Origin of the sequence: Copranaerobaculum intestinale, from assembly GCF_009831105.1 — a bacterium.
GTDB classification, from domain to species: domain Bacteria; phylum Bacillota_I; class Bacilli_A; order Erysipelotrichales; family Erysipelotrichaceae; genus Copranaerobaculum; species Copranaerobaculum intestinale.
Map to the genome: position 1 here is coordinate 32866 of NZ_WUUQ01000004.1, position 21845 is coordinate 54710.

General features: G+C 39.9%; 23 protein-coding genes. 19 read left to right on the forward strand and 4 right to left on the reverse strand.

Annotated features, from left to right (window positions below; translation table 11 throughout):
• The first annotated feature begins 295 nt into the window (after nt 1-295).
• Nucleotides 296-2002, forward strand: coding sequence for a C69 family dipeptidase (locus GSF08_RS09580; protein WP_160625585.1), 1707 nt, complete (start codon nt 296-298; stop codon nt 2000-2002).
• 46 nt (nt 2003-2048) lie between these two features.
• On the opposite strand, the gene GSF08_RS09585 is transcribed toward GSF08_RS09580, so the two are convergent.
• A complete protein-coding gene (locus GSF08_RS09585; RefSeq protein ID WP_160625586.1) occupies nt 2049-2987 on the reverse strand; it encodes an ATP-dependent DNA ligase in 939 nt (312 codons plus the stop codon).
• Complete coding sequence (gene ku, locus GSF08_RS09590; RefSeq protein ID WP_160625587.1) at nt 2984-3772, reverse strand: non-homologous end joining protein Ku; 789 nt, start codon at nt 3770-3772, stop codon at nt 2984-2986. Before ku ends, GSF08_RS09585 begins: the two co-directional genes overlap by 4 nt.
• Before the next feature lie 148 nt (nt 3773-3920).
• On the opposite strand from ku, the gene nadE reads away from it, so the two are divergent.
• On the forward strand, nt 3921-5573 hold the full coding sequence (gene nadE / locus GSF08_RS09595) for an NAD(+) synthase (protein ID WP_160625588.1): 1653 nt from the start codon (nt 3921-3923) through the stop codon (nt 5571-5573).
• Between the two features lie 110 nt (nt 5574-5683).
• On the opposite strand, the gene GSF08_RS09600 is transcribed toward nadE, so the two are convergent.
• On the reverse strand, nt 5684-6274 hold the full coding sequence (locus GSF08_RS09600; RefSeq protein ID WP_160625589.1) for a hypothetical protein: 591 nt from the start codon (nt 6272-6274) through the stop codon (nt 5684-5686).
• A 135-nt stretch (nt 6275-6409) separates the two neighbouring features.
• Between GSF08_RS09600 and GSF08_RS09605 the strand changes: the two genes are divergently transcribed.
• From GSF08_RS09605 to GSF08_RS09620, 4 genes are read left to right on the forward strand one after another with little or no spacing between them, the layout of a single operon-like run.
• Nucleotides 6410-7384: an extracellular solute-binding protein gene (locus GSF08_RS09605; protein ID WP_160625590.1), complete on the forward strand. Its 975-nt coding sequence runs from the start codon at nt 6410-6412 to the stop codon at nt 7382-7384.
• The gene (locus GSF08_RS09610) at nt 7372-8160 is read left to right on the forward strand and encodes an ABC transporter ATP-binding protein (protein WP_160625591.1); all 789 of its coding nucleotides are present in this window, start codon (nt 7372-7374) and stop codon (nt 8158-8160) included. The genes GSF08_RS09605 and GSF08_RS09610 overlap by 13 nt, the downstream gene beginning before the upstream one ends.
• The gene (locus GSF08_RS09615; RefSeq protein WP_160625592.1) at nt 8150-9733 is read left to right on the forward strand and encodes an ABC transporter permease subunit; all 1584 of its coding nucleotides are present in this window, start codon (nt 8150-8152) and stop codon (nt 9731-9733) included. Before GSF08_RS09610 ends, GSF08_RS09615 begins: the two co-directional genes overlap by 11 nt.
• 1 nt (nt 9734) lies before the next feature.
• Nucleotides 9735-10643, forward strand: coding sequence for a phosphocholine cytidylyltransferase family protein (locus GSF08_RS09620; protein WP_160625593.1), 909 nt, complete (start codon nt 9735-9737; stop codon nt 10641-10643).
• A gap of 39 nt (nt 10644-10682) precedes the next feature.
• On the opposite strand, the gene gdhA is transcribed toward GSF08_RS09620, so the two are convergent.
• On the reverse strand, nt 10683-12017 hold the full coding sequence (gene gdhA / locus GSF08_RS09625; protein ID WP_160625594.1) for an NADP-specific glutamate dehydrogenase: 1335 nt from the start codon (nt 12015-12017) through the stop codon (nt 10683-10685).
• Between the two features lie 242 nt (nt 12018-12259).
• Between gdhA and GSF08_RS09630 the strand changes: the two genes are divergently transcribed.
• From GSF08_RS09630 to GSF08_RS09690, 13 genes are all read left to right on the forward strand, one after another.
• A complete protein-coding gene (locus GSF08_RS09630) occupies nt 12260-12649 on the forward strand; it encodes a phage tail terminator protein (RefSeq protein ID WP_160625595.1) in 390 nt (129 codons plus the stop codon).
• A gap of 2 nt (nt 12650-12651) precedes the next feature.
• Nucleotides 12652-13095: a phage tail tube protein gene (locus GSF08_RS09635; RefSeq protein WP_249806058.1), complete on the forward strand. Its 444-nt coding sequence runs from the start codon at nt 12652-12654 to the stop codon at nt 13093-13095.
• Nucleotides 13096-13108: 13 nt separating this feature from the next.
• Nucleotides 13109-13471 (forward strand): hypothetical protein, encoded by a 363-nt coding sequence (locus GSF08_RS09640; protein ID WP_160625597.1) that lies wholly within the window; start codon nt 13109-13111, stop codon nt 13469-13471.
• A 38-nt stretch (nt 13472-13509) separates the two neighbouring features.
• A complete protein-coding gene (locus GSF08_RS09645) occupies nt 13510-13809 on the forward strand; it encodes a Gp15 family bacteriophage protein (protein ID WP_488225836.1) in 300 nt (99 codons plus the stop codon).
• Nucleotides 13810-13866: 57 nt separating this feature from the next.
• On the forward strand, nt 13867-15723 hold the full coding sequence (locus GSF08_RS09650) for a phage tail protein (protein ID WP_160625598.1): 1857 nt from the start codon (nt 13867-13869) through the stop codon (nt 15721-15723).
• 10 nt (nt 15724-15733) lie between these two features.
• Complete coding sequence (locus GSF08_RS09655) at nt 15734-16099, forward strand: DUF6711 family protein (protein ID WP_160625599.1); 366 nt, start codon at nt 15734-15736, stop codon at nt 16097-16099.
• 2 nt (nt 16100-16101) lie between these two features.
• On the forward strand, nt 16102-18108 hold the full coding sequence (locus tag GSF08_RS09660; RefSeq protein WP_160625600.1) for a hypothetical protein: 2007 nt from the start codon (nt 16102-16104) through the stop codon (nt 18106-18108).
• On the forward strand, nt 18108-19562 hold the full coding sequence (locus GSF08_RS09665; RefSeq protein WP_160625601.1) for a hypothetical protein: 1455 nt from the start codon (nt 18108-18110) through the stop codon (nt 19560-19562). Before GSF08_RS09660 ends, GSF08_RS09665 begins: the two co-directional genes overlap by 1 nt.
• A gap of 87 nt (nt 19563-19649) precedes the next feature.
• A complete protein-coding gene (locus tag GSF08_RS09670; RefSeq protein WP_160625602.1) occupies nt 19650-20108 on the forward strand; it encodes a phage baseplate protein in 459 nt (152 codons plus the stop codon).
• Between the two features lie 259 nt (nt 20109-20367).
• Nucleotides 20368-20772: a phage baseplate protein gene (locus GSF08_RS09675; protein ID WP_160625603.1), complete on the forward strand. Its 405-nt coding sequence runs from the start codon at nt 20368-20370 to the stop codon at nt 20770-20772.
• A 28-nt stretch (nt 20773-20800) separates the two neighbouring features.
• A complete protein-coding gene (locus GSF08_RS09680; RefSeq protein ID WP_160625604.1) occupies nt 20801-21082 on the forward strand; it encodes a hypothetical protein in 282 nt (93 codons plus the stop codon).
• Nucleotides 21083-21094: 12 nt separating this feature from the next.
• The gene (locus GSF08_RS09685) at nt 21095-21286 is read left to right on the forward strand and encodes a hypothetical protein (protein ID WP_160625605.1); all 192 of its coding nucleotides are present in this window, start codon (nt 21095-21097) and stop codon (nt 21284-21286) included.
• A 329-nt stretch (nt 21287-21615) separates the two neighbouring features.
• Nucleotides 21616-21843 (forward strand): FeoA family protein, encoded by a 228-nt coding sequence (locus tag GSF08_RS09690; RefSeq protein WP_160625606.1) that lies wholly within the window; start codon nt 21616-21618, stop codon nt 21841-21843.
• The last annotated feature ends 2 nt before the right edge of the window (nt 21844-21845 follow it).

Here is a 21845-nt window from a genome sequence, read left to right on the forward strand (position 1 = left end):
CAGAAATGAGGTTTTATTTTGTCACATTTTGTCGTTAATTATACAAAAATGTAAGGGGTTACTAAATTTTTGTTGACTTCTCATTTTGAATGGTAGATAATGTACTTGGTCCTAGGATTATGTAGTAAAATTTGCGTATTCTGTCTTGATAAGTAGACTTTAATGAATACGTATAGAATTGATAAAAACGGCAAATAAATGTCTTTTTAAGCACAAAAAAACCAGTTTTAACTGGTATGTTAGATGTATATAAAAGTCTAATTATTGAGATAATATTAGGGAGGATTAGCAAAATATGAACTTAAAGCGAATTGCTGCTGTTCTGTTTACATCCATGTTTGCATATGGCAGTATCTCCAGTGTATCAGCATGTACGATGGTTTATGTCGGCAGTGATGTTTCTGACGATGGATCCAGTATCGTAGCTCGTTCTGAAGATCTGCAGAAAAACCACAACAAGATGTTTAAAGTACATCATGCTGAGGATCATGCGGCTGGCGCTATGTATACAGATGTTACTGGATTTACAATGCCTTTGCCATCACATACTTACCGTTATACCTTGGTACAGGATGACTATACCGATGACGGTAAGCCGGAAGCAGAAGGATTTGCAGAAGCTGGTTTCAATGAAAACGGAGTTTCTGTAACAGCTACTGTATCAACTAGTTATCACGCTAGTATCAAAGCAAAAGATCCGTTGGTAAGAAATACTGGTATTACAGAAGAATCTATGGGAAGCATCCTGCTTTCTCAGGCTACTTCAGCTCGTAATGCTATTGAAATTCTGGCAAACGTTGTTGATACATACGGTGCCGGTGAATGTAATACGATCATGGTTAGTGATCAGAATGAAGTTTGGTACATGGAAATTGTATCCGGTCATCAGTATGCAGCTATTAAAATGCCAACTGACAAAGTAGCTGTTATTCCAAATATGATGATGCTTGGCGAAATTGCGTCTTATCCAGCAAGCGATGTTATCAAATCAGCTAATTTGGAGCAGACGGCAATTGATGCAGGAACGGCACAATATGATGCTCAGAATCGTTTCTTGGTAGCAAAATCATATATGGCAAAATATTCAGCAAGTAACACTTACCGTGTTTGGGGCGGTAAAAACTTATTAGCTCCATCTATTATCAATACTGTAGATCCGGATCCTAATACAGCAACTGGTATGGATCTGCTGTTCAGCCCTGATAAAAAAGTTGGTGTAATGGATGTTGTAAATGTTTTAGGATATCGTTATGAAGGAACACCATATGCTACAGATACAACTGGTTACCGTGCAATCGGTGCGGATACACAGATGGAGATCCACATTCAGCAGCAGCGTAAGAATATGCCGAAAGAGTTAGCTGGTCTTGAATGGTTAGCGATGGCTAATGGTGAATTTACGGTTTATGTGCCGTATTATGCACAGTTGTTAACAGATACTCATGAAGCATATCAGGTTGCTACCGGCAACGGTGCCTCTAAATTTAACGAAAATTCATTCTATTGGAACTTCTTTAAAGTTCAGGAATTATCTTCTAAAAACCGTGCAATGTACGGTGCTAATGTAAAGGCTTACTGGCGTAGTTACCAGCAGAAACTGATTGAGCAGCAGAAAGCTGTTGATCAGGGAATGCTGCAGCTATATAACACAGATAAGTCACAGCTTAGCGCAAAAGCTACTTCTTTAGGTAAGGCAGTAGCTGGTGAAGTATTAGGTCATGAAAAAACTATTTTGAAAGAGCTCTCAGCTTTTGTTGACGCAAACCCTGCTCCTACAACGGCTTTCGTACCATCTTTGATGAATGGCGGTGCGGTTGCTCCTACTTACAGTTTTAACATGGATGTTGAACCACAGCCTGAACCTGAAAAACCAGCTGATGACACTCACAAAACAGGTGTCCCTACTGGTGATACTACAAATGTCGGCGCATTAGCCAGCACATTTGGCGTTACCGGTCTTGCGGCAGCCGTATTGTTCCTACTGAAACGTAAAGCTGCTTAATTAAACGAATTATAAAAAGATGCCGAGATTTCGACATCTTTTTATATTATCTGCGAATACAGTCGCGTGGATTCTTATCTGTACGAAAACCTTTGAAGATCGGCTGCCGTAAAGAACCTGATTCAGTTTTCATCATGAATTTAACCACAGCGACAGCCTTTGGCTCCAGCCAAACTGCATTTTCATGATGGGGAGGAAGCTTTGCCAGGGGACACTCCTTCAGGATAGAGATTTGCTGATCTTCGAGGAAATGTAAATTTCTGACTCCCATTGTGACATGACCGCAGTATTGCAGTTCACCCTGTTCATATTGGGAAAGTACCAGTGATATGATCGAATCATGCTTGGGAATATAACCACATATGACGTAATCATCATCCATTAGATTTTTGACCTTTACCCATTTTTTTGTGCGGGAGTCTGGTATATAAGTACTGCTTTTTTGTTTGGCAACGATCCCTTCTAAATTTTTCTCCACTGTCATCTGATAAAGAGCGGTTCCATAACGCTCAATCGTTCGTGAAACCGAGAATCGCTCGTACTCGGATCGTACCGTTTGATTCAGTATCTTTTTACGTTTTGTGAGCGGCTGATCCATAATCCAATTATCTTTGGCATACAGAATATCAAATGCGGTAAAATGAGCGGGATGAGAATTTGAAGCTAGCTTTGCACGAAAGGGATTTTTTTGATGTGCACGCTGCTGAAGGGCAAAAAAATCAATTGCTCCTTGTTCATATACAATTAGTTCTCCGTCCAATAAACAGGGTGTTTTCACATATTTATAGAGATCATGAAACTCGGGAAAAACCTCCGTAATATTTACATTTCGCTTATTGTAGATTTCGGCTCGGTCATTTTCCAAATACATCAGACAACGCAGACCATCCAACTTGAGTTCAAAGAGATAATCATCGCTGTCAAACGGTTCAGCAGTTTCACCGATCAGCATCGGTCGAATGGTGCGTTCAACAAAGCTGTTCATGCCTGCGGACGACGTTTACCGGCCGGTTTTTTCGTCATCGCTACACTTTGTTTCAAAGCCTCCATGAGATCAACGACAGTATCTCGTTCATCCGCTTTAGGTTCACTGATTTCCTTTCCGGTAATTTTCGCTTCAATTGCCTGACGCAGCCGTTTTTGATATTCGTCTTCAAATTCTTCTGGATGGAATGGAGAGGTCATCGAATCGATCAATGCTTTCGCCATGTTCATTTCACTTTTGGTAAGTTTCTGCTTGTTTACAACCTTAGGAACTGATTCAATTTCATCCTCATAGAAAAGCGTCTTAAATAGGATGCCTTCTTCTTTGGGACAGAGCGCCAACAGCTGCTCCTTTGTACCCATCACGGTTTTTGCGATGGCAACAACTTTCTGGTTGAGCATCGCCTGATGAAGTAATTCAAAAGCTTTTTCACCGCCTTTTTCCGGTACCGCGTAAAAGTTTTTCTCATAATAGATATCACTGATATCGGCAAGCTTTGTGAACTGCAGGATGTGGATTGTCCGATCTGTTTCTGTTTTCAGTTGATCGAGCTCTTCATCACTCATAATGACATATTTATCCTTTTCATATTGATATCCTTTTACGATATCGGACGTTTTGATTTCTTTTTTACAGTTGGGACAGAATTTTTTATAACGTACCCGTTCCTTGGTTTCCTTGCAGAGCTGGTTGAAGCTGATATCGATATCTCTGGTTGTTTTATACAGCTGAACCGGGATATGAACCAGTCCGAACGATATTGCACCCTTATGTCTTGCTGGCATAGAATCACCTCAGCATTAGTATGCACGTGTTTGTGATGTCTATGTGGAAGAAAAGCAAACGATCGCTTGATAAAAAAGGAATGCTTATGAATCATACAAATGCATGAAAATGTAGTATAATACAAGGCATAAGACAGGAGGACTGTTTATGAAGATCGCTTGTATCGAAATGAATGTAAAAGCGGGGAAGTGTGAAGAAAACTTTACGTTTATGAAGGAACAGATTGAGGCGGCAAAGCGTGAAAATGCTGATTTGATTGTGTTTCCGCAAAATGCAGTGAGCGGCTATTTGCTGGGAGATAAATGGCTTGATGATGATTGGTGTCAATATGTTGACAGCTTTAATGAAAAGATTACTAAGCTGGCAGATTCAATTGCGATCGTATGGGGCAATATTCGTTATCGTCACCGTATGCGGTTTAACAGTGCTTTTTTTGCGTATCAGGGTAAAACGTATATGCGGGTGAAACGCAATCAGGATCATTTCTTTTTTCAGGATTCACGCTATTTTAAAGAGAGCGATATCAATGCGGCAATTGAGTATCAGGATTTGACCCTGGCGTTGAATTTCGGCTATGAACAACAGATTGCCGATTTGAATATCAATATTGATTGTTCTCCTTGGATATATGATAAGCCGCACGTGATTAAAGGCAGTACGGTTTATGTAAATGCCATGGGTATTCAGAATATAGGTAAAAATATAAGCGTTTTTGACGGTTCCTGCGTGGTTACGCAAAATCATCAGGTCTTAGTGCGAAGCAAAGCTTTTCAAACGGGGATCGTTTGGAGTAATGTTCATGAATGCTTTGAAAACCCTTCGCTGCTGGATGCTTTATTGTTTGGTGTGAAAGAATTTGATGCACAGCTATTAGGCGGAAACATGCCATGGATCGTTGGCTTATCCGGAGGGCTGGACAGCAGTGTTACAGCCGCTGTTTTAACCATGGCACTAGGTAAAGAACGGGTGATCGGTTATAATATGGCCACTCGCTATAACAGTGATAAGACGGTTTCCAATGCTTCTGGCTTAGCTGAAAAGCTTGGCATCGCGATACATGAAGGCAGCATTGAATTGCTGATGGAAAGCTCTGTGAATACGGTAAAAGAATATGGATATGATGAAGAATCGTGGAATTCATTGGTGAAAGAGAACATGCAGGCACGGCTGCGGGGACATCTATTATCCACCTTTGCATCGATTCATAATGGTGTCGTTGTGAACAATGGCAATAAGGTAGAGGCAGCACTGGGATACTGCACGCTTTATGGAGATGCAATCGGTGCGCTTTGTGTGATCGGCGATGTCAGCAAGGTACAGCTGTTTGATATCGCAAAAGAAATCAATCATCGGCTGAATGTTGAAGCGATTCCGCAGCGCTTGCTTCCGGTTGTACACAGTGATGGCATTACCTGGGAAATGCCGCCAAGTGCGGAATTGAAGCAGGATCAGTTGGATCCGATGAAATGGTTCTATCATGATTATATAATTGAACATCTGCACAGCGATTTGACGATCACAGCATGGATGCGGATGTATCTTGATAAAACAGCTTTTGATACCCCGGCTGGACGCTGGCTGCGTTATTATGGATTGGATGATCCGCAGGCATTTATTGATGATTTAGATTGGCTGGTTCAAACCATGACACGCAATGGCTTCAAACGAATACAGTTCCCGCCTATTTTGTGTATTTCAGCAAATCCCTATGGCAATGCCTATATAGAAACGCAATCTCAATTCGATGAAGCGGAGTATCAGAAATTGCGCGATGCAATTTTAAAGCAGCCAATTCAGTGATTTAATACGCATGGAAACGTCTGATGGATCACATCTAAATAAAAGACCAGATAAATGAAATGCACCTCTTTGTTGGATCATCTCAAAGGAGGTGCATTTTTAAATCAAAGCTAACGATAGAATGTTTTATCTAAAGGATAGTAGCTTTTATTCAGCGGCAGCCAAATCAAACGCGGATAGAGGTAGTGCACTTGGATCGGTCCATCCTGATAGTGTTTAAATAAGGTATATAAATCTCTTAAGGATAAATCAGTTTTAAGGTAGTGCTGGTAATTGGCGATCGTCTTAAAACTGAGATGCTGTCCAATCGCTTGAAAAATTTGGAGGGTTGAACTGAATTTATGAAGATCATAATCCTTTAGTTTAATATGAAAGTCTTTTGCGATATTTGACAGATTCAAACGAATATAATGCTTGATGTGTAAATTCATATGGGAGTTAATCGACTGTATCTGACAGGTAATGGCAGTTTCATTTAGTTTCAGCTCATCAAATCTGGCTTTTTCCTGATTCAGACAGGTCATCGGCATAGCGGTGCGGCGATCCAGGATGCGAACCTGAAACTGCTTATTTCCATCATCCTGCAGGATATACATATCTGGGAGCTCCTTTGCCAGAATCAAAATCTGCTTTGGGTTTACAGCATTTACAGCGGTGATATTCATAATTAACATGCAAATTATTAACAGTATTTTTTTCATAGATGCCCCCTTATAAAGCTAGTATGATTGATAATTCAAAAGCTATGCAGGTCGCTATGAAGATTCTGGCTTAAATGTATTGATTTGTTCAAAAATAGAATGTATAATTACCTTTATGAACAAAAGGGTGATATTTTGAAAAAAATAATAATCGGTTTGCTGGCAGCGTGTGCTTGTTTACTTACCATTATGCAGAAGCAGGAAGCCAATACCATTATCGTATATTCCAGCATGGAGCAGTTTCGAAACGATGAGCTTCAGAAGCAGCTGAATCAGAAATTTCCCGACTTGCATGTTTTTGTCATGTATATGCCTACGGCTAAAGCAGCTGCGCGTATTCATGTAGAACAGGAAAATACCGATGCAGACATCGTTGTGAATTTGGAGACAGCATATTTAGAAATGATTAAAGATCAGCTTGCGCCAAGTTCACAATTCTCAAAGCTGGATTACCTTGCGGATGCAAAATCTCCAGATGACCGCTATGTAATATGGGATCGGCAGGCGGGAAGTATCATTGTGAATAAAGATGTCATAAAAAAACATCATCTTGATATACCGAAAACATATGATGATTTATTAAAACCTGAATACAAGGGTTTAATTGCTATGCCTGATCCGAAATCAAGCGGCACCGGGTATTTCTTTTATAAGAATCTTGTAAATAAATTAGGTGAAAAAGCTGCTTTGAATTATATTGATCGGCTGGCTGTGAATGTGAAACAATTCAGCGAATCGGGATCTGGGCCGGTCAAACTGTTGATTCAAGGTGAAGTAGCGATCGGGCTCGGCTTGACTTTTCAGGGAGTAAACGAAAGTAACAACGGAAATCATTTTGAAATACTGCGTCCGGAATTCGGTTCTCCTTATTCCTTGACCGGAGCCGGAATTATAAAAGGTCGAGAACATAATAAGGATATTCAGCGAGTATATTCTTTTATTATCAATGATTTTCTGGTTTATGATAAAGAATATTTCAGTCCTGAACCAATTTTAAAGCAACAGGTGAATCGGATTCCGCATTATCCTAAAGATATTCAGTATGCAGATATGAACGGGATTGAGGATTTAAAAGAAAAAGAAAGGCTGTTATCATTATGGAAATATTAAATTCGAATCTAAAGCTAATCGTGAAAGATCTTTATAAAAATTTTGACGGCAAAGATGTGTTGAATCATATATCATTCGATGTAAAACCGGGTGAATTTCTGTCGGTGCTGGGACCTAGCGGCTGTGGGAAAACAACCCTCCTGCGCATTCTCATTGGATTGGAGAAGCAAAACAGCGGGGAAATTATTCTGGAGGGAAAGGAAATTTCTAATCTGTCACCGGAGAAACGAGGCATGGGAATTGTATTTCAAAATTATGCGTTATTTCCTAATATGACGGTGCTTGGCAATGTTGAGTACGCATTAAAGCTACATCAAGAAACGGCGGGTGACGCACGTGAAATTGCGAAAAGAACGCTGGATTTGATCGGTATGTCTGATCAGTTGGATAAAAAACCAAAACAGCTTTCCGGAGGGCAGCAGCAGCGTGTGGCGATTGCCAGAACATTGGCATTGAATCCCAATATTATTCTGCTTGATGAACCGATTTCCGCACTGGATGTATCGATGCGGGAAGTTATGAAAAGAGAGCTGAAGGATATCCAAAAGAAATTTCAGGCTACGATGATTTTTATTACCCACGAACAGGAAGAAGCATTTTACTTGTCGGATCGCATCATGATCATGAGTGAAGGAAATATCGAACAGCTGGATACGCCGCGTAATATTTATGATCATCCGGCAAATGATTATGTAAGAGATTTTGTCGTAGCGCATCTGGATCAAAAGTATGAATCATTATTAAAATGCACAGGAAGAATCGATCATGAAAAGTAAACGTTTCTCAACCCTGAAAATTCTAGTTGGATTGTTTTTATGTGTCAGCGTGCTCTTTCCTCTGATTTTATTGATTACGCATATTCAGCCAGAGGACTTTGCCAAGGTTGCCTCATCCGCTCAGTTTTGGCCGATGATCGGCAATTCGCTGCTTGCGACAACGATTTCCATGTTAATATCGGTCACGCTTGCATTGGGGCTGGCGTGGTGTGTGAACCGCAGCAGAATCCGTTATAAATCTGTATTCAGCGTATTGTTTACCTTGCCAATGCTGATTCCCAGCATTTCGCATGGAATGGGTTTGGTTTTGCTATTTGGTGACAATGGGATCTTGACGAATCTATTAGGAATCAATATTCATCTGTATGGATTAGTGGGGATTGTCATTGGATCGGTGCTGTACAGCTTTCCCGTTGCCTTTTTAATGCTGACTGATATTTTTCGATATGAAGATTATACGGTATATGAAGCGGCTCAGGTGTTAGGTCTCAGCAAATGGCAGCAATTTGTTACCATTACTCTGCCTAATTTAAAAGCACCGCTCATTTCGATTATTTTTGCGACATTTACCTTAATCTTCACGGATTACGGAGTTCCGCTGATTGTCGGCGGCAAGATGATGACAATTCCCGTCTATATGTACCGGGAAGTCATTGGACTGCTCGATTTTTCAAAGGGAGCTATTCTCGGTCTTCTGTTGCTGATTCCTGCCGTGATTGCCTTTGTGATTGATTTAAGGAGTGAAGATAACGGAAATGTCAGCACGGTTACCAAGCCTTATCAGATTGGACCCAATAAGCGTAGGGATGGTTTGGCATATTTGCTGTGCATCGGAACCGTTGTGCTTGTTTCGCTGCCCCTGATAGCCTTTGCTTATCTGAGCTTTGTTAGGCAGTATCCAATTGATATGAGTCTATCTCTGCACAACATTAAAAAAGCATTTACCCTGGGAGTTGATATGTATTTGGTAAATTCCCTGGCCATCGCTTTGGCAACCTCAGTTTTAGGTACTGCTGTATCCTATTTTACCGCTTTTCTTACCGCTAGATCACATCGTACCTTTTCTAATATGACGCTGCATTTGATTTCAATGGTGTCACTCGCAGTACCGGGAATTGTACTTGGTCTATCTTATGTTTTATTCTTTAAGGGTACCTTCATATATGGAACTATTATGATTTTGATTCTTGTTAATATTATACATTTTTTTGCATCTCCTTATCTTTTGGCGTATAATTCATTATGCAAATTCAATGAAAATCTGGAGGATGTATCAACGACCCTGGGTATCAGCCGAATCAGAATGCTTTTGGATGTGTATCTGCCATGTACCCAAGCAACCATTGTAGAAATGTTCAGTTATTTCTTTGTCAACTGCATGGTGACAATTTCGGCGGTATCATTCCTTGCCAATTTCAAAAATATGCCGTTAGCCTTGCTGATCCCGCAGTTTGATTCTCAATCGCTGATTGAGGCAACAGCCTTTATCTCAATTTTGATCTTGCTCGTAAACGGTTTATTAAAAATATCGGTATTCTTTATCAAGCGACAGCTGCAGAAACAGGAGGCTTAATATGAATCTTACTTATAATCAATTTGAAATCTTAGTTACCATTGAATGTGAACAGGATAAAAAGCACACACAGCGAACCTTGGCAGCACGGCTCGATATGTCATTAGGCTTAGTTAATAAAACGTTGGAAGAGCTCAAGGAACAGGAGCTTATCCTTGCACGCACCGGTTCTCGTTACGAGGTTACGTTAAAGGGATACAACTGGCTGGAGCCCTATAAAGTAAAAAAGGCAATCTTTATTGCGGCTGGTTTTGGATCGCGTTTGGTTCCGATTACTTTAAATACACCTAAGCCCTTAATTTTAGTACATGGAAAACGAATTATTGAAACGCTGTTAGATGCTGTAGTGGATGCGGGCATAAAGGATATCACCATTGTTCGCGGATATTTAGGGGAGCAGTTTGATGTCCTTTTGAAGAAGTACCCAACCATTAAATTTGTAGAGAATCCCTTATATAATGAATCCAACAATATCAGTTCAATGATGATGGTACGTGAGAATTTATCGAACAGCTATGTATTCGAAAGTGATTTAATGCTTTATAATCCGAAGCTGATACGGAAATATGAATATACTTCGAATTATTTAGGAATGAAAGTAGATATGACAGATGATTGGTGTTTCTTTACAAAACGCGGTTATATTTCTAAATTAGGAGTGGGCGGAAAAAACTGTCATCATATGTTTGGTATCAGTTACTGGAATAAGGAAGATGGAGAAAAAATGGCTGATGATATCAAGGCTTCTTTCGAAATGCCTGGAGGAAAAGAAAAATACTGGGATGAAGTAGCGCTGCGTGATTTTATCAGTCATTATAAAATCATGGTTAAGCCTTGTCATAAAGAGGATATTATAGAAATTGATACTTTTAATGAATTAAAAGCAATCGATCCGATTTATGCCGTATAAAAAGATTCATGCTATTACACGCATGAATCTTTTTTTTACTTATACGACACCTTGTTCCATCATGGCTTGTGCAACCTTTAGGAAACCGGCAATATTGGCGCCGGCAACATAATTTTCAGCCATGCCGTATTGCTTGGCTGTATCATGAACATTGTGATAAATGCGTTCCATGATATCCTTCAGGCGCTGATCTACTTCTTCATTCGTCCAGCTAAGGCGCAGTGAATTCTGACTCATTTCCAAGCCGGAACATGCTACCCCACCGGCATTGCTTGCTTTACCGGGTGCGTATAAGATACCCTGTTTTTGAAAGCAAGCGATTGCCTCTGGGGTACAAGGCATATTAGCGCCCTCCGCTACTGCGATCACGCCATTTTTTAAAAGCGCTTGCGCTGCGGACGCATCCAACTCATTCTGGGTTGCACATGGCAGGGCAATATCGCAAGGTAAACTCCAAATTCCCTTAGCTCCCTCCGTATATTCAGCATGATCATGATCGTTTAGATAATCCTTGATTCTTCCGCGTTTTATCTCCTTGATATCCTTGACCGCTTTCAGATCGATGCCATTAGGATCATGAATAAATCCTCTGGAATCTGACATTGCGATTACTTTTGCGCCTAGCTGTGTTGCTTTTTCTGCCGCATAGATAGCCACATTGCCGGATCCGGATATAACCACCTGCTTATTCTCAAAGCTGCTGTTGTGATCTTTCAGCATCGCATCCGTGAAATAGCACAAACCATAGCCGGTTGCTTCTTTGCGGGTTAGTGAACCGCCCCATGTGAGACCTTTTCCAGTCATCGTTCCGGTGAATTCATTGGCAAGGCGCTTATATTGACCGTACAGATAGCCGACTTCACGGGCCCCAACGCCGATATCCCCAGCCGGAACATCTACGTTTGGACCGATATGCCGGTATAATTCAGTCATGAAACTTTGGCAGAAACGCATTACTTCATGTTCGCTTTTTCCTTTTGGATCGAAATCGCTTCCGCCTTTTCCGCCGCCCATCGGCAGACCGGTCAGTGAATTTTTAAAAATTTGTTCAAAGCCTAAGAATTTGATAATGCTTAAATTGACCGAAGGATGAAACCGCAAACCACCTTTGTAAGGACCGATGGCTGAGTTGTATTGTACACGGAAGCCGCGGTTTACTTTCACTTCTCCTTGATCGTTTACCCAGGGAACGCGAAACATAATTTGCCGTTCCGGCTCAATCAACCGTTCCAGAATTCCGGCATCCTGATACTCAGGATGTTTTTCGATGACTTTCTCAAGTGAATCCAATACTTCATCTGCGGCTTGGATAAATTCTTTATCGGCGCCGTTGCGCTTCACGAGCTCATCTTTGATCTTTTCAATATATGTCATATGATTCCCTCCTATTTTCTTATTTTTATTATAAACGATTCCCGATTATATGAAACTATTTTTTTTATGACTTGCATTCCAACATGTTGGTAATGGGCTTGATGTAAGATGTTATCACCAAGCGAGGTTGTCCAGATCAAGACATTAAACGGATCGATATCCAATCAGGAACGTGACCTGTAAAACGGTAGAAATTCATCATAAGACATGTCAAAAACGATGAAAGAGTTGGAGGGTATGTAATGATTACGCTACAAGAAATCAAACTGTGGATACAAAGTTATTTGGATAATGTATATGTGAGCATTGGGGAGGTAACTGAGGGAAGTGATCGTCAGGCAGCAATCCGGACAGTAAAGGGAGCGATTGCCCCAGCGTCAATTGGGAAAAGCAGTTCTTATTGTAACCTGAGCATTGCTGTACAGTATGCTCAGACAGGTGAAGATGATGCCGAAAACGTTGCTTGGCAGATTTATGATCTTCTGAATCAGGCTTCCAGTATCGGTGCACATGCGATCAATCATATCCAAATGGCATATGAATATCCGCTGTGGATAAGAAAAACAAGTGAGGGTGCAACTGTATTTGAGGCAGCGGCATTAATCAATTATCAAAATGAAGAAGGAGAATGATTATGAACGGAGTATTTCCTGTATACAACATGACTTTTAAAATTGGTTCTAAAGGGCTGACATCAGCTGAGGCGGATATGGTCAGTGTAAAGGATATGGAATCCTTTTCGATAGCAATGGAAAATGGAACAGAAAACTGGACGCCATTAGACGGATCCGGCTGGGCACGTTCTTTAATGACGGCTAAGAAAATGACAATTTCATTGAAAGGAAAACGCTGCATTGGTGATGCTGGAAATGATTATGTAGCTGCGGCCGCCTATAAAGATGCGGCTGACTGTGCAACTAAAGTTATTGTTGATTTTCCGGATGGGGCCACATTGGCATTTGACTGTGTTTTAGATGTAAAAACGATCGGCGGAGACAGTACTAATATTACGCCGTTAGAATTTGACATGATTGCCAATGGAAGACCGGTATACACGCCGGCGGCTGAAAAAGCGTAAGGATCAAATAAAGATGGCACGCAAATATGATCTTGTCGAACGTTTAAAGACAGCTAATGAAAGACCCTTCTTAGTCCTGGATGAAGAACATGTATATACCATTAACACCAGTAAAAATAACGTTATAGCTATGATGGCAATGATGGATGAATATGAACGGAATAGCGAAGGGAATCCCAATCACAGCCAGCTGGAAATGATGGACAAGATGATTACAATGGCTCTGGGTAAAGCAGGTGCGGAGTATATTGCCAGCAGAGAAGACTGGACGTTTGATGCACTTCAGGATGTTGTCAAATCAATTTCTGCTGCAATTGCCAATATCAGTATTGAAGAAGTAGAAAAGCGCAGCAACCAAGCAGGCAAAAAAAAATAGCCGAGGACTGGTACGATCTGTTTGATGATTGGGATTTAATTGAGGCTTCTTTTGCAATGCAATATCCGGGAAAGAACCTCTATGATGAATCTATGGACTGGGTACAGTTTTCAGCGCTGCTCGCCGGCATTATGCCGGAAACTCCATTGGGTCAGATTGTGAGTATCCGAAGTGAAGAAGATCCCCGCGTATTGAAAAGCTTCACAGCAGAACAGCATCAGATCCGAAATAATTGGAGAGAAAAGAAACGGCAGGAACAGCTGGACAAACTCACTTCAACCGATATGGAAAAACAGATCGTTGATCTGCAGAATATGATGGCGCATGCTTTCCGATAGCTCGGTATCATCAAAAGGCACCGAAGGGTGCCTTTTTGCGTAAAGGAGGTTACATATATGGCAGAAACAATTAGGGTGCAGCTGCAACCGGATATAGATACACTCAGTGCACAACTGAGAAACAGTATATTGCAGGCTTTTAATTCGCTTAACAGCAGTTTGAGCCAAACCGGCGTAGTTATGATCACAACGCTCGACTCGTTTAAGAATCGTGCAATATCAGCATTAAAAGCGATGGCTAAAATTATTAGCAGTATTCAAATGCCGCAGTTTTCACCATCAGGAACTAGTAGTTCCACCACTGCTGGAGGCAGTATGGAAGGAGGAAATGGCCCGCCAAAATTAGATTCCCTGATAACATCCTTCAAATCACTGAGAAGTGCTTTTAACGATTTTAAGAATGGCTTCAAAGCTTTTGATGAATTAAAAACTAAATTACTGGAGTTGCCAGGAAATATTGATTTCCTTACTAGCAAGATCAATTCTATACCGATTTCCTTTGAAACTCTGAAATCGACATTCGGCGGAATATCCGGGAAGTTCTCTGACTTAAAAGGTTCACTAAGCAGTTTGAAAGAAGGATTCAGCGGGATTGGTCTCAGTGTATCTTCCTTTACATCCTCACTGGTGGGATCGCTGAAGGGTCTGTTTGAAGTAGTCAAGGCAAATCCGTTAGGAGCTTTATTGACAGTGCTGCAGTTATTGATTCCGGTTTTTATTGATCTTTACAATAATAATGAAGGATTCCGTAATCTGATTGACAGTATTATCGGGACAATCGCAGATACGGTTGTGCCGATTATCGAAACAGTATCATCCTTTCTCCAGGATTTCTGGGATAACTGTCTTGCAGTTCTCATTGATGTATTAATGAATCTATGGGAAACGGTTTTGCTGCCATTGGGAATCTGGCTGGGAGAAGTGCTCATGGGAGCATTGAATATTGTATCTGGCATCCTTATGGATCTGTTCAATAACATTTTAGTTCCGTTTGCAAATTTTTTGTCCGAAGTATTTACGACAGTGATTAAAACGGTTATGGATGTTTGGTCAAACTGGCAACCAGCCATTCAAATGATTTGGGAATTACTGCAGGCAATCTGGAACAATGTACTGCAGCCAATTGCATCATGGCTAATGGATGTTCTGTGCAGCGCGTTTCACATGGTTGAAAATGTTGTCAGTACAGTGATTGATGTGATTATTAATGTATTCACGACCTTCTTTGATGTCGTATCTGGTGTTTGGGATGCATTGATGGAAATCATTTCAGGTGTGATCAATTTTCTAAGTGATGTATTTATGGCCGCTTGGAATACTGTATTCTCAGCAGTTGGAACAGTCATTGGCGGAATGGGGAAAACTGTAAGTGATGTCTTTGAATCACTGAAAAAGATATTTAACGGTATTATCGATTTCATCACCGGCGTATTCAGCAGTGACTGGGGAAAAGCCTGGGATGGCATCAGGAGTATTTTTTCTGGTATCTTTGACGGAGCTGCTGCGATCCTAAAGGGGCCGATCAATATTGTCATCGGTATGATCAACAGTGCGATCAAAGCCCTGAATAAGATTTCAATAGATATTCCTGACTGGCTAGGTGGTGGTCATATCGGATTTGATATACCAAGAATCAAGCCTTTGGCAACAGGTGGTATCATTGATCAACCAACTTTGGCAATCGTAGGTGAAGCAGGTCGTGAAGCTGTCATGCCGTTGGAACATAACACGGGTTGGATTACACAGCTTGCTTCTGATCTGAATGTCAGAATGGGTAGCCATAACAATGATCGAATGGAAAAACTACTGAGTCAACTTATCTTGGAAGTACGCGGTCTTGATTTGAATATTGACGGTAAAAAGGCCGGTAAACTGATTTCAAGTGCTCGAAAAGAACTGTCCATGATACGATAGGAGGATATCTATGAAATTAACATATACACTTAAAATAAATAATAAAGTTATAAAGAATATCACGAAGTATTCAGCCATATTGAATGAACTTACCGGTAATGAACAGCGAAATGCGTGCGGTGGTCTCATTCGTTACCGCATAGCCCGCATTCCATCACTTTCAGTGGAGACTGGAATTCTGGAACCCGAAGAAATGAAAGAACTGCTGCAGTTATTAGCACTGCCGAAAGTAATGATCGAATGGTATGATCCTGAATCTGGAACATATCGTTTTGGTGAATTTTATGCGGGCGATCATGAGCCGGAGATATACAGCATGGATCCCCTGCGTTATGCACCCCTGAAAATTGATTTTCAGGCGCTTGGAGGTATTTGAATATGCAGATTATGAGTGAAGCATTTCAGCGAGCAATTAGTGCGGATACTCTGCAAACCAGAGCCTATTTGGATTTTGAAGATTTTCGGGTCCAAGACGACGGTGCGCTAACCAGTATTGTGATTCATGATGAATGCTATGATGGGGAGACAGATACAATTTTCGGAACCTTTATTGGAAGGTATGGAGAAGCAGATATTATTAGTCAGCAGAATCAGATATTTGAAGACAAAGCATTTACTCCCTATTTTGGAGTAGTTTTGGATCAAGGAGAGATAAGTTATCTCTCCTATGGCCGAATGCATGTCTACGAATGCACGCGCAAGGAAGATTCAGGTAAAACAACCTTAAAATTCATTGATGACAGACTGCTGTTCAATCGTATTTTTAATTTTGAAAATCTTACTTATCCCATGACTTGGCGACAGCTGTTAAATGAAGCCGCAAAGCAAGCAGGGATACAGTGCAGCGACCAACAGTTTCTGAACGACCGAGAAGTGATAGCTGAACCAGTATTCTTCGGTTTGGATGCAACCTGTGCTGATGTTGTGAAAGCGATTGCTCAGGCTAGCGGTACCTTTGCGAAAATTACTAGGACCAATCAGTTAGAGCTACGCAAACCTTTGGAGGAATCAACTGTCGTATTGCCGCAAAATTACTATACGTTGGAAACCTTTTCAAACTATGGTCCGATTAATTCTTTAGTGCTAGGGCGTGATCCGCAGAATGATAATGTATATTTGAAAGATGATGAAGCAATCAAAAGAGATGGTCTTCATGAATTGCGCATTGTCAACAACCCTTTATTGGATGATCGAAGAGAAGCTTTGATTTCTTCTTTGTATACTGCGCTGAAAGACTTTTCCTATTCTGGATTAACGTGTATGATGCAAGGATTCCCGGCATTTGACTGCGGTGACGCGATTACGATAAAGAGCCCTGATGATACTTCTAAACAATCTTATGTGTGGAATCATACGCTGTCATTTCAGGGTTCCTTGCTTTCGCAGATTGATGCTCCAACTTTGACTGCAGCTGAAATAGCTTATGAAGGGGCAACTTCCATTGAAAAAAAGGTTTTAGAAACTGAACTGAAAGTGGATAAGGTAAAAGGGGAAATTACATCAAAAGTTGAGGAAACTGAACAAAAAATAGAAATTGTTGACGGAAAGTCAGAAGAATATTTTAAAAGCCTTTCCAACAGTATGTCGCAGACAATGGATTCCTTGAATATAACGGTATCACAAGTTGAAAAAAATGAAGAAGAGGTCAAATCTCAGCTGAACAGTTTTACCTTATCCTTAGATGGATTAAAAAATCAATTTTCAATGACTGGCGGAAATAATATCATTGAAGATTCGATGGGGATTTTTGGTACAACTTTTCAGGAAAACCAATCTATTTGGAAAGGTACTTATGCGGTTGACCATTCGACAGAAGCTAAAAAGCAGAATATTTATGGCTATGCGCTGATGCTGATGAATGATACTTTGGAGCAGCAAATTCAAGTTCCAAATGGTGTTTATACATTTTCTTTCGGATATCAGAAGCATAAAGAATTAGCTAAAGTAAGCCTAGTTATCGACAACGAGGTAATACCACTGATGAATGATCGCTATACGAAAGTTGAAAAAACAATTCAAGTTACAGCGAATGAAATATCTTTGAAATTTGTGTCTGATATCGATCACTCCTGTACAATTTTTAATCTCATGGGTAATCAGGGAGAAGTAGCTTCTGTATATTGTTTGGCTCCCGGCGAAAGCTGGAATGATTACGTGAAAATTGGCCGCGGAATTGAAATCGGCTCGGATAGTTCTGATGTAACATTTCAGGCAAATGCTGATACAATCGGATTTAAAAATAAGAGTGGTGAATATATTGCCGTATTTACGGACACCGGTGCAAATATGAAGGAAATCAGCATTGCAAATCGGACACAGTTATCGGGAATACTCGTTCAAAATATTAATAATCAAACAGTTTTTAACTATATAGGGGTGAAATAATGGCAATTAGTTATCAGGACTTATACGTAGGCTCACCATCTGGTGACTGGTATTTACGGTTATATTATGATTCGATATCACAGTCGGTAGCAAATAATCAATCAATTCTTAATTTTCATTTAACCCTCAGGGGAACGAATCCTTATGGATGGGTAGAGTTTGATCGACGGGATGCTTGGATTGGAGGCAATCACTTTAGCATAAATTTCCATCAAGATCCAGTTGAACATACCTTAGGTAGTGCTGTCTATACTGTAAATCATGCGGCAAATGGAACAGCTGCATTCCGTGTAGAATTTGGTATTTCCACTTCTTATATGTTGAATGGTTCCGCAACGATGAATCTTACTCTACCACCAATTCCCCGTGCTTCTGATTTGACATCATTTACAGATTTTAACGTTGAGGATATATTGAAAATCAATGTTACTAAAAAATACGGCGGTTTTAGAGACGATCTGCAAATTTATTGTGGGGACACGCTTATCAAAACCATCAGTAATTATCAAAATAATACTGTGATACAATTTACGGCAACAGAGAAGCAATTGGTTTTTAATTTGATGAAATCAGTAAACAGCACTGCCTTCACCGGTACTGTTACCACATACAATGGAACAACGAAAATCGGAAGCTCATCCAGATCAGCAATTGGTACTATTTATAATGCAGCCCCGCTTATCAGTGGATTTACCTGGAAGGCTCTAAATCACTTGGATCTCTGTAGTGATCAGACAATTATAAAAAATCATACAAAGATAGGAGTAATGCTTACTGCAGCAATTCCCCAAAAGGGGGCGATTCTTCATCACTATCAGATAACCTGCGGAAGTAAATCCGTATCCTGTACAGCAATCGACAAGGAAGTGCAGTTGGAAAATGTAGATGACTCTTTCATTCGTGTATATGCTGTAGATAGTCGAAGTAATGCAACTGAAATTTCATCTGCAGCCATATCTTTTTTAAATTATCAAAAGCCCTATATACAGGAAATAACGATGATTCGCAGTGAAGGCGGCATTGGTCATGATGTAACGCTTCATATTAAAGGTAGTATGTGGGCCGATAATTTCGGACTTGTGAATAATCAGTTAACGGCTGCGTACTTCTACAAGGAGCGAAATTCGAATACATGGATACAGGGAACAACGGCTTTAACGATTGATCAAAAAGATGAATTTACCTGTACCATGAAAATAAAAGGAGATTTAGGTGCAGATGGCTTCAGTAATAAAAATTTTGATATTCGCATGATCGTTACTGATAAGCTTGATTCTTTTGTAAAAGAAGAAATATTGTCACAGGGAAATCCACATTTGTCAATCCACGAAGATGGTGTAGCAATCGGTGGATTTTATGATGAACAAGTGGGAGGAAGTCTGCAGATTTATTCTTCTGCTTTACGTCGTATGATCAGCTCGGACTGGTTGATTTTTGATGATCCGCAGGCTTGATTGTGGAACATAATAGAGTGTATTCACTATCTTCTGCTAAAAGATATGTGAAGCAGTGGATCATGAATAATAATGGAGGTATAGACCATGACAATGAAATGTTTAAGCGGAATCCATCCTTGTCCTTATCGTATTGGTGATATTATTTTAACCGATATTGCTGAAAATCCTGCGGTTATGTATAAGGGAACAAAATGGGAAATGACGTGCGTTGGAAGAGTTCCGGTAGGTATGATGAGTACTGATTCAGACTTTAAGACAATAAATTCCATTGGCGGATCGAAAACGCAGAATTTAACAGTAAAGAATTTACCTAATGTGACTGGTCGATTAGAATTTCATAATGCGGGGGTTGCTACAAATCTATTTGGAGCTAGCGGGAGTTTCTCACCTGGTAATCGATGCAGTCGATATGGAAATCTTGCAGGAACTAACGCAGGCGCAATTTCAATTGGTATTGTAAATTTCAGTCTTGGCGGTGAAAATCTGGCTCATAATAATATGCAGCCTTATCAGGTCAAGTATTTTTGGATTAGAAAATCGTGATAATGCAAGGATATTTTACTTTCAGTGTGATATAGAAAATAATGGTTTCATTTAAAATAGTTTTGAAGAAGTTGTTAACTTTTTAATCATATTAAAATAGGAATAATAAAGTAGAGATTCACCATATATGAAAGTTTTACATTCTTGCTAGATTTTAGTGAAATATAAGTATTTTTAATTTTATAGTGCTGCTAGGAACTTTTGAATAAGTTAAATTATTAAGAATTCAGAAGATTTACTTAAAAAGGAGGATTTCTATATGATGTATATGATAAATGGAAAGGAAGCGTGCATGTATGCGATTGGTGATTTTGCTTCCTTCCCTGAAGGAATTGATCCAAATCAGAAATTTTCGGGTACTCACTGGCAGAGAATAAAGGGTCGTATGATCGTCGGAGTAGATGAGAATCAAGATGAATTCAATAGTGTTAATAAAATCGGAGGAAGCAAGGAGCTCCAGGAACATTCCCATGGTACACCGATTCCTAATTCGGGTGGTCCATATAGTTTCAAGGGATATAGCATAAACAGTAATTATGGCGGCTCAGAAAATACAACTTTTAAGACTTGGTGGGCTTTATGGATGACAAGTGTATCTGGAAAGGGTGATAGTGGTAATCTGCCTCCGTACATCACAAAATTTCTCTGGGAACGGGTTGCTTAAATGATTGCGGAGCAATCAATAAGATGATATGGAAGTCATAACTATTACAATCATAAACAGGGAGTTTGCATGTAAATATGCTATTGATGATGTGGTATCCATTACCAAAGATGATAATCCTAATGATAATAATTACAACACCTCCTGGATTCACCGTATGATTGTTTGCGGAGATGAAAAACAAGAAGTATTTGATCGGCTAGAAAAAATTGGAGGGAAAAGTATTGACTTTACAAATTTCAAAGAGGGAGATCGATATGTACCTTATGTGGTTATTACTGATATAAAGAATCAAATGTTTGGACTATAAGGGGGTGACAAGATGAAAGTAAAATTATTGAAAATGATGAATGTGAAGAGCATTGTGACATTGGTGTTGACACTTGTCTTTGCCTATCTTTCTATCATACAGGTAGTGCAGGAACAACAGTTCATGACAGTATTTACTGTGGTCATTTCATTTTATTATGGAACACAAAGTATAAAGCGAGCGAATGCATCAGATGAACAGTGATGTTTTGATTGCAGAGATTGTTGAAATCTATGCTTCTCCTACTTAAAACCGTCGTCAAGTGCAATGAAGCTATTGTACTTATTATCGATCAAATACTTGAGCCTGTAAGTAGAAACGTATAATAGTATTATCAAAAGCATGGCAATGGTTGAGAATAATGTGAAATCAGTATAACACAGATTTAATGAATTCATAGAAAAGGTGGAGTCATTCCGCCTTTTTACCATCCTATATCATATGTTAAGAATTTACGAAAATTCCTGCAATCGTTCATCGGTATTCGTGCTTTTTTTTAAACAGGTTTCGTTATGCTGATATTGGTGATAACAATGAAACTGACAGAATTAAAACCAAGGGAAAAAGCGCGAATCACACATCTTGATCTCAGTGAGGAATATCAGCGCCGGCTGCTTCATTTAGGAGTATACAAGGGGTCGGTAATACGTATGGAACGCCTTGCACCCTTAGGAGATCCATTGGAGTATTTTGTCTGCGGCAATCTCTTGATTCTACGCCGAAGTGATGCGCAGAATATTGAGATTACGCGGGAGGGGTAAGA

Bases quoted from the DNA above. Each gene is read 5' to 3' on its own strand.
- GSF08_RS09600 (WP_160625589.1), bottom strand. From the start codon at position 6,274: ATGAAAAAAATACTGTTAATAATTTGCATGTTAATTATGAATATCACC.
- GSF08_RS09660 (WP_160625600.1), top strand. From the start codon at position 16,102: ATGCAGATTATGAGTGAAGCATTTCAGCGAGCAATTAGTGCGGATACT.
- GSF08_RS09680 (WP_160625604.1), top strand. From the start codon at position 20,801: ATGGAAGTCATAACTATTACAATCATAAACAGGGAGTTTGCATGTAAA.
- GSF08_RS09670 (WP_160625602.1), top strand. From the start codon at position 19,650: ATGACAATGAAATGTTTAAGCGGAATCCATCCTTGTCCTTATCGTATT.
- GSF08_RS09640 (WP_160625597.1), top strand. From the start codon at position 13,109: ATGGCACGCAAATATGATCTTGTCGAACGTTTAAAGACAGCTAATGAA.
- GSF08_RS09585 (WP_160625586.1), bottom strand. From the start codon at position 2,987: ATGAACAGCTTTGTTGAACGCACCATTCGACCGATGCTGATCGGTGAA.
- GSF08_RS09630 (WP_160625595.1), top strand. From the start codon at position 12,260: ATGATTACGCTACAAGAAATCAAACTGTGGATACAAAGTTATTTGGAT.
- GSF08_RS09675 (WP_160625603.1), top strand. From the start codon at position 20,368: ATGATGTATATGATAAATGGAAAGGAAGCGTGCATGTATGCGATTGGT.
- GSF08_RS09635 (WP_249806058.1), top strand. From the start codon at position 12,652: ATGAACGGAGTATTTCCTGTATACAACATGACTTTTAAAATTGGTTCT.
- GSF08_RS09615 (WP_160625592.1), top strand. From the start codon at position 8,150: ATGAAAAGTAAACGTTTCTCAACCCTGAAAATTCTAGTTGGATTGTTT.
- nadE (WP_160625588.1), top strand. From the start codon at position 3,921: ATGAAGATCGCTTGTATCGAAATGAATGTAAAAGCGGGGAAGTGTGAA.
- GSF08_RS09620 (WP_160625593.1), top strand. From the start codon at position 9,735: ATGAATCTTACTTATAATCAATTTGAAATCTTAGTTACCATTGAATGT.
- GSF08_RS09690 (WP_160625606.1), top strand. From the start codon at position 21,616: ATGAAACTGACAGAATTAAAACCAAGGGAAAAAGCGCGAATCACACAT.
- ku (WP_160625587.1), bottom strand. From the start codon at position 3,772: ATGCCAGCAAGACATAAGGGTGCAATATCGTTCGGACTGGTTCATATC.
- GSF08_RS09685 (WP_160625605.1), top strand. From the start codon at position 21,095: ATGAAAGTAAAATTATTGAAAATGATGAATGTGAAGAGCATTGTGACA.
- GSF08_RS09650 (WP_160625598.1), top strand. From the start codon at position 13,867: ATGGCAGAAACAATTAGGGTGCAGCTGCAACCGGATATAGATACACTC.
- GSF08_RS09610 (WP_160625591.1), top strand. From the start codon at position 7,372: ATGGAAATATTAAATTCGAATCTAAAGCTAATCGTGAAAGATCTTTAT.
- gdhA (WP_160625594.1), bottom strand. From the start codon at position 12,017: ATGACATATATTGAAAAGATCAAAGATGAGCTCGTGAAGCGCAACGGC.
- GSF08_RS09665 (WP_160625601.1), top strand. From the start codon at position 18,108: ATGGCAATTAGTTATCAGGACTTATACGTAGGCTCACCATCTGGTGAC.
- GSF08_RS09580 (WP_160625585.1), top strand. From the start codon at position 296: ATGAACTTAAAGCGAATTGCTGCTGTTCTGTTTACATCCATGTTTGCA.
- GSF08_RS09655 (WP_160625599.1), top strand. From the start codon at position 15,734: ATGAAATTAACATATACACTTAAAATAAATAATAAAGTTATAAAGAAT.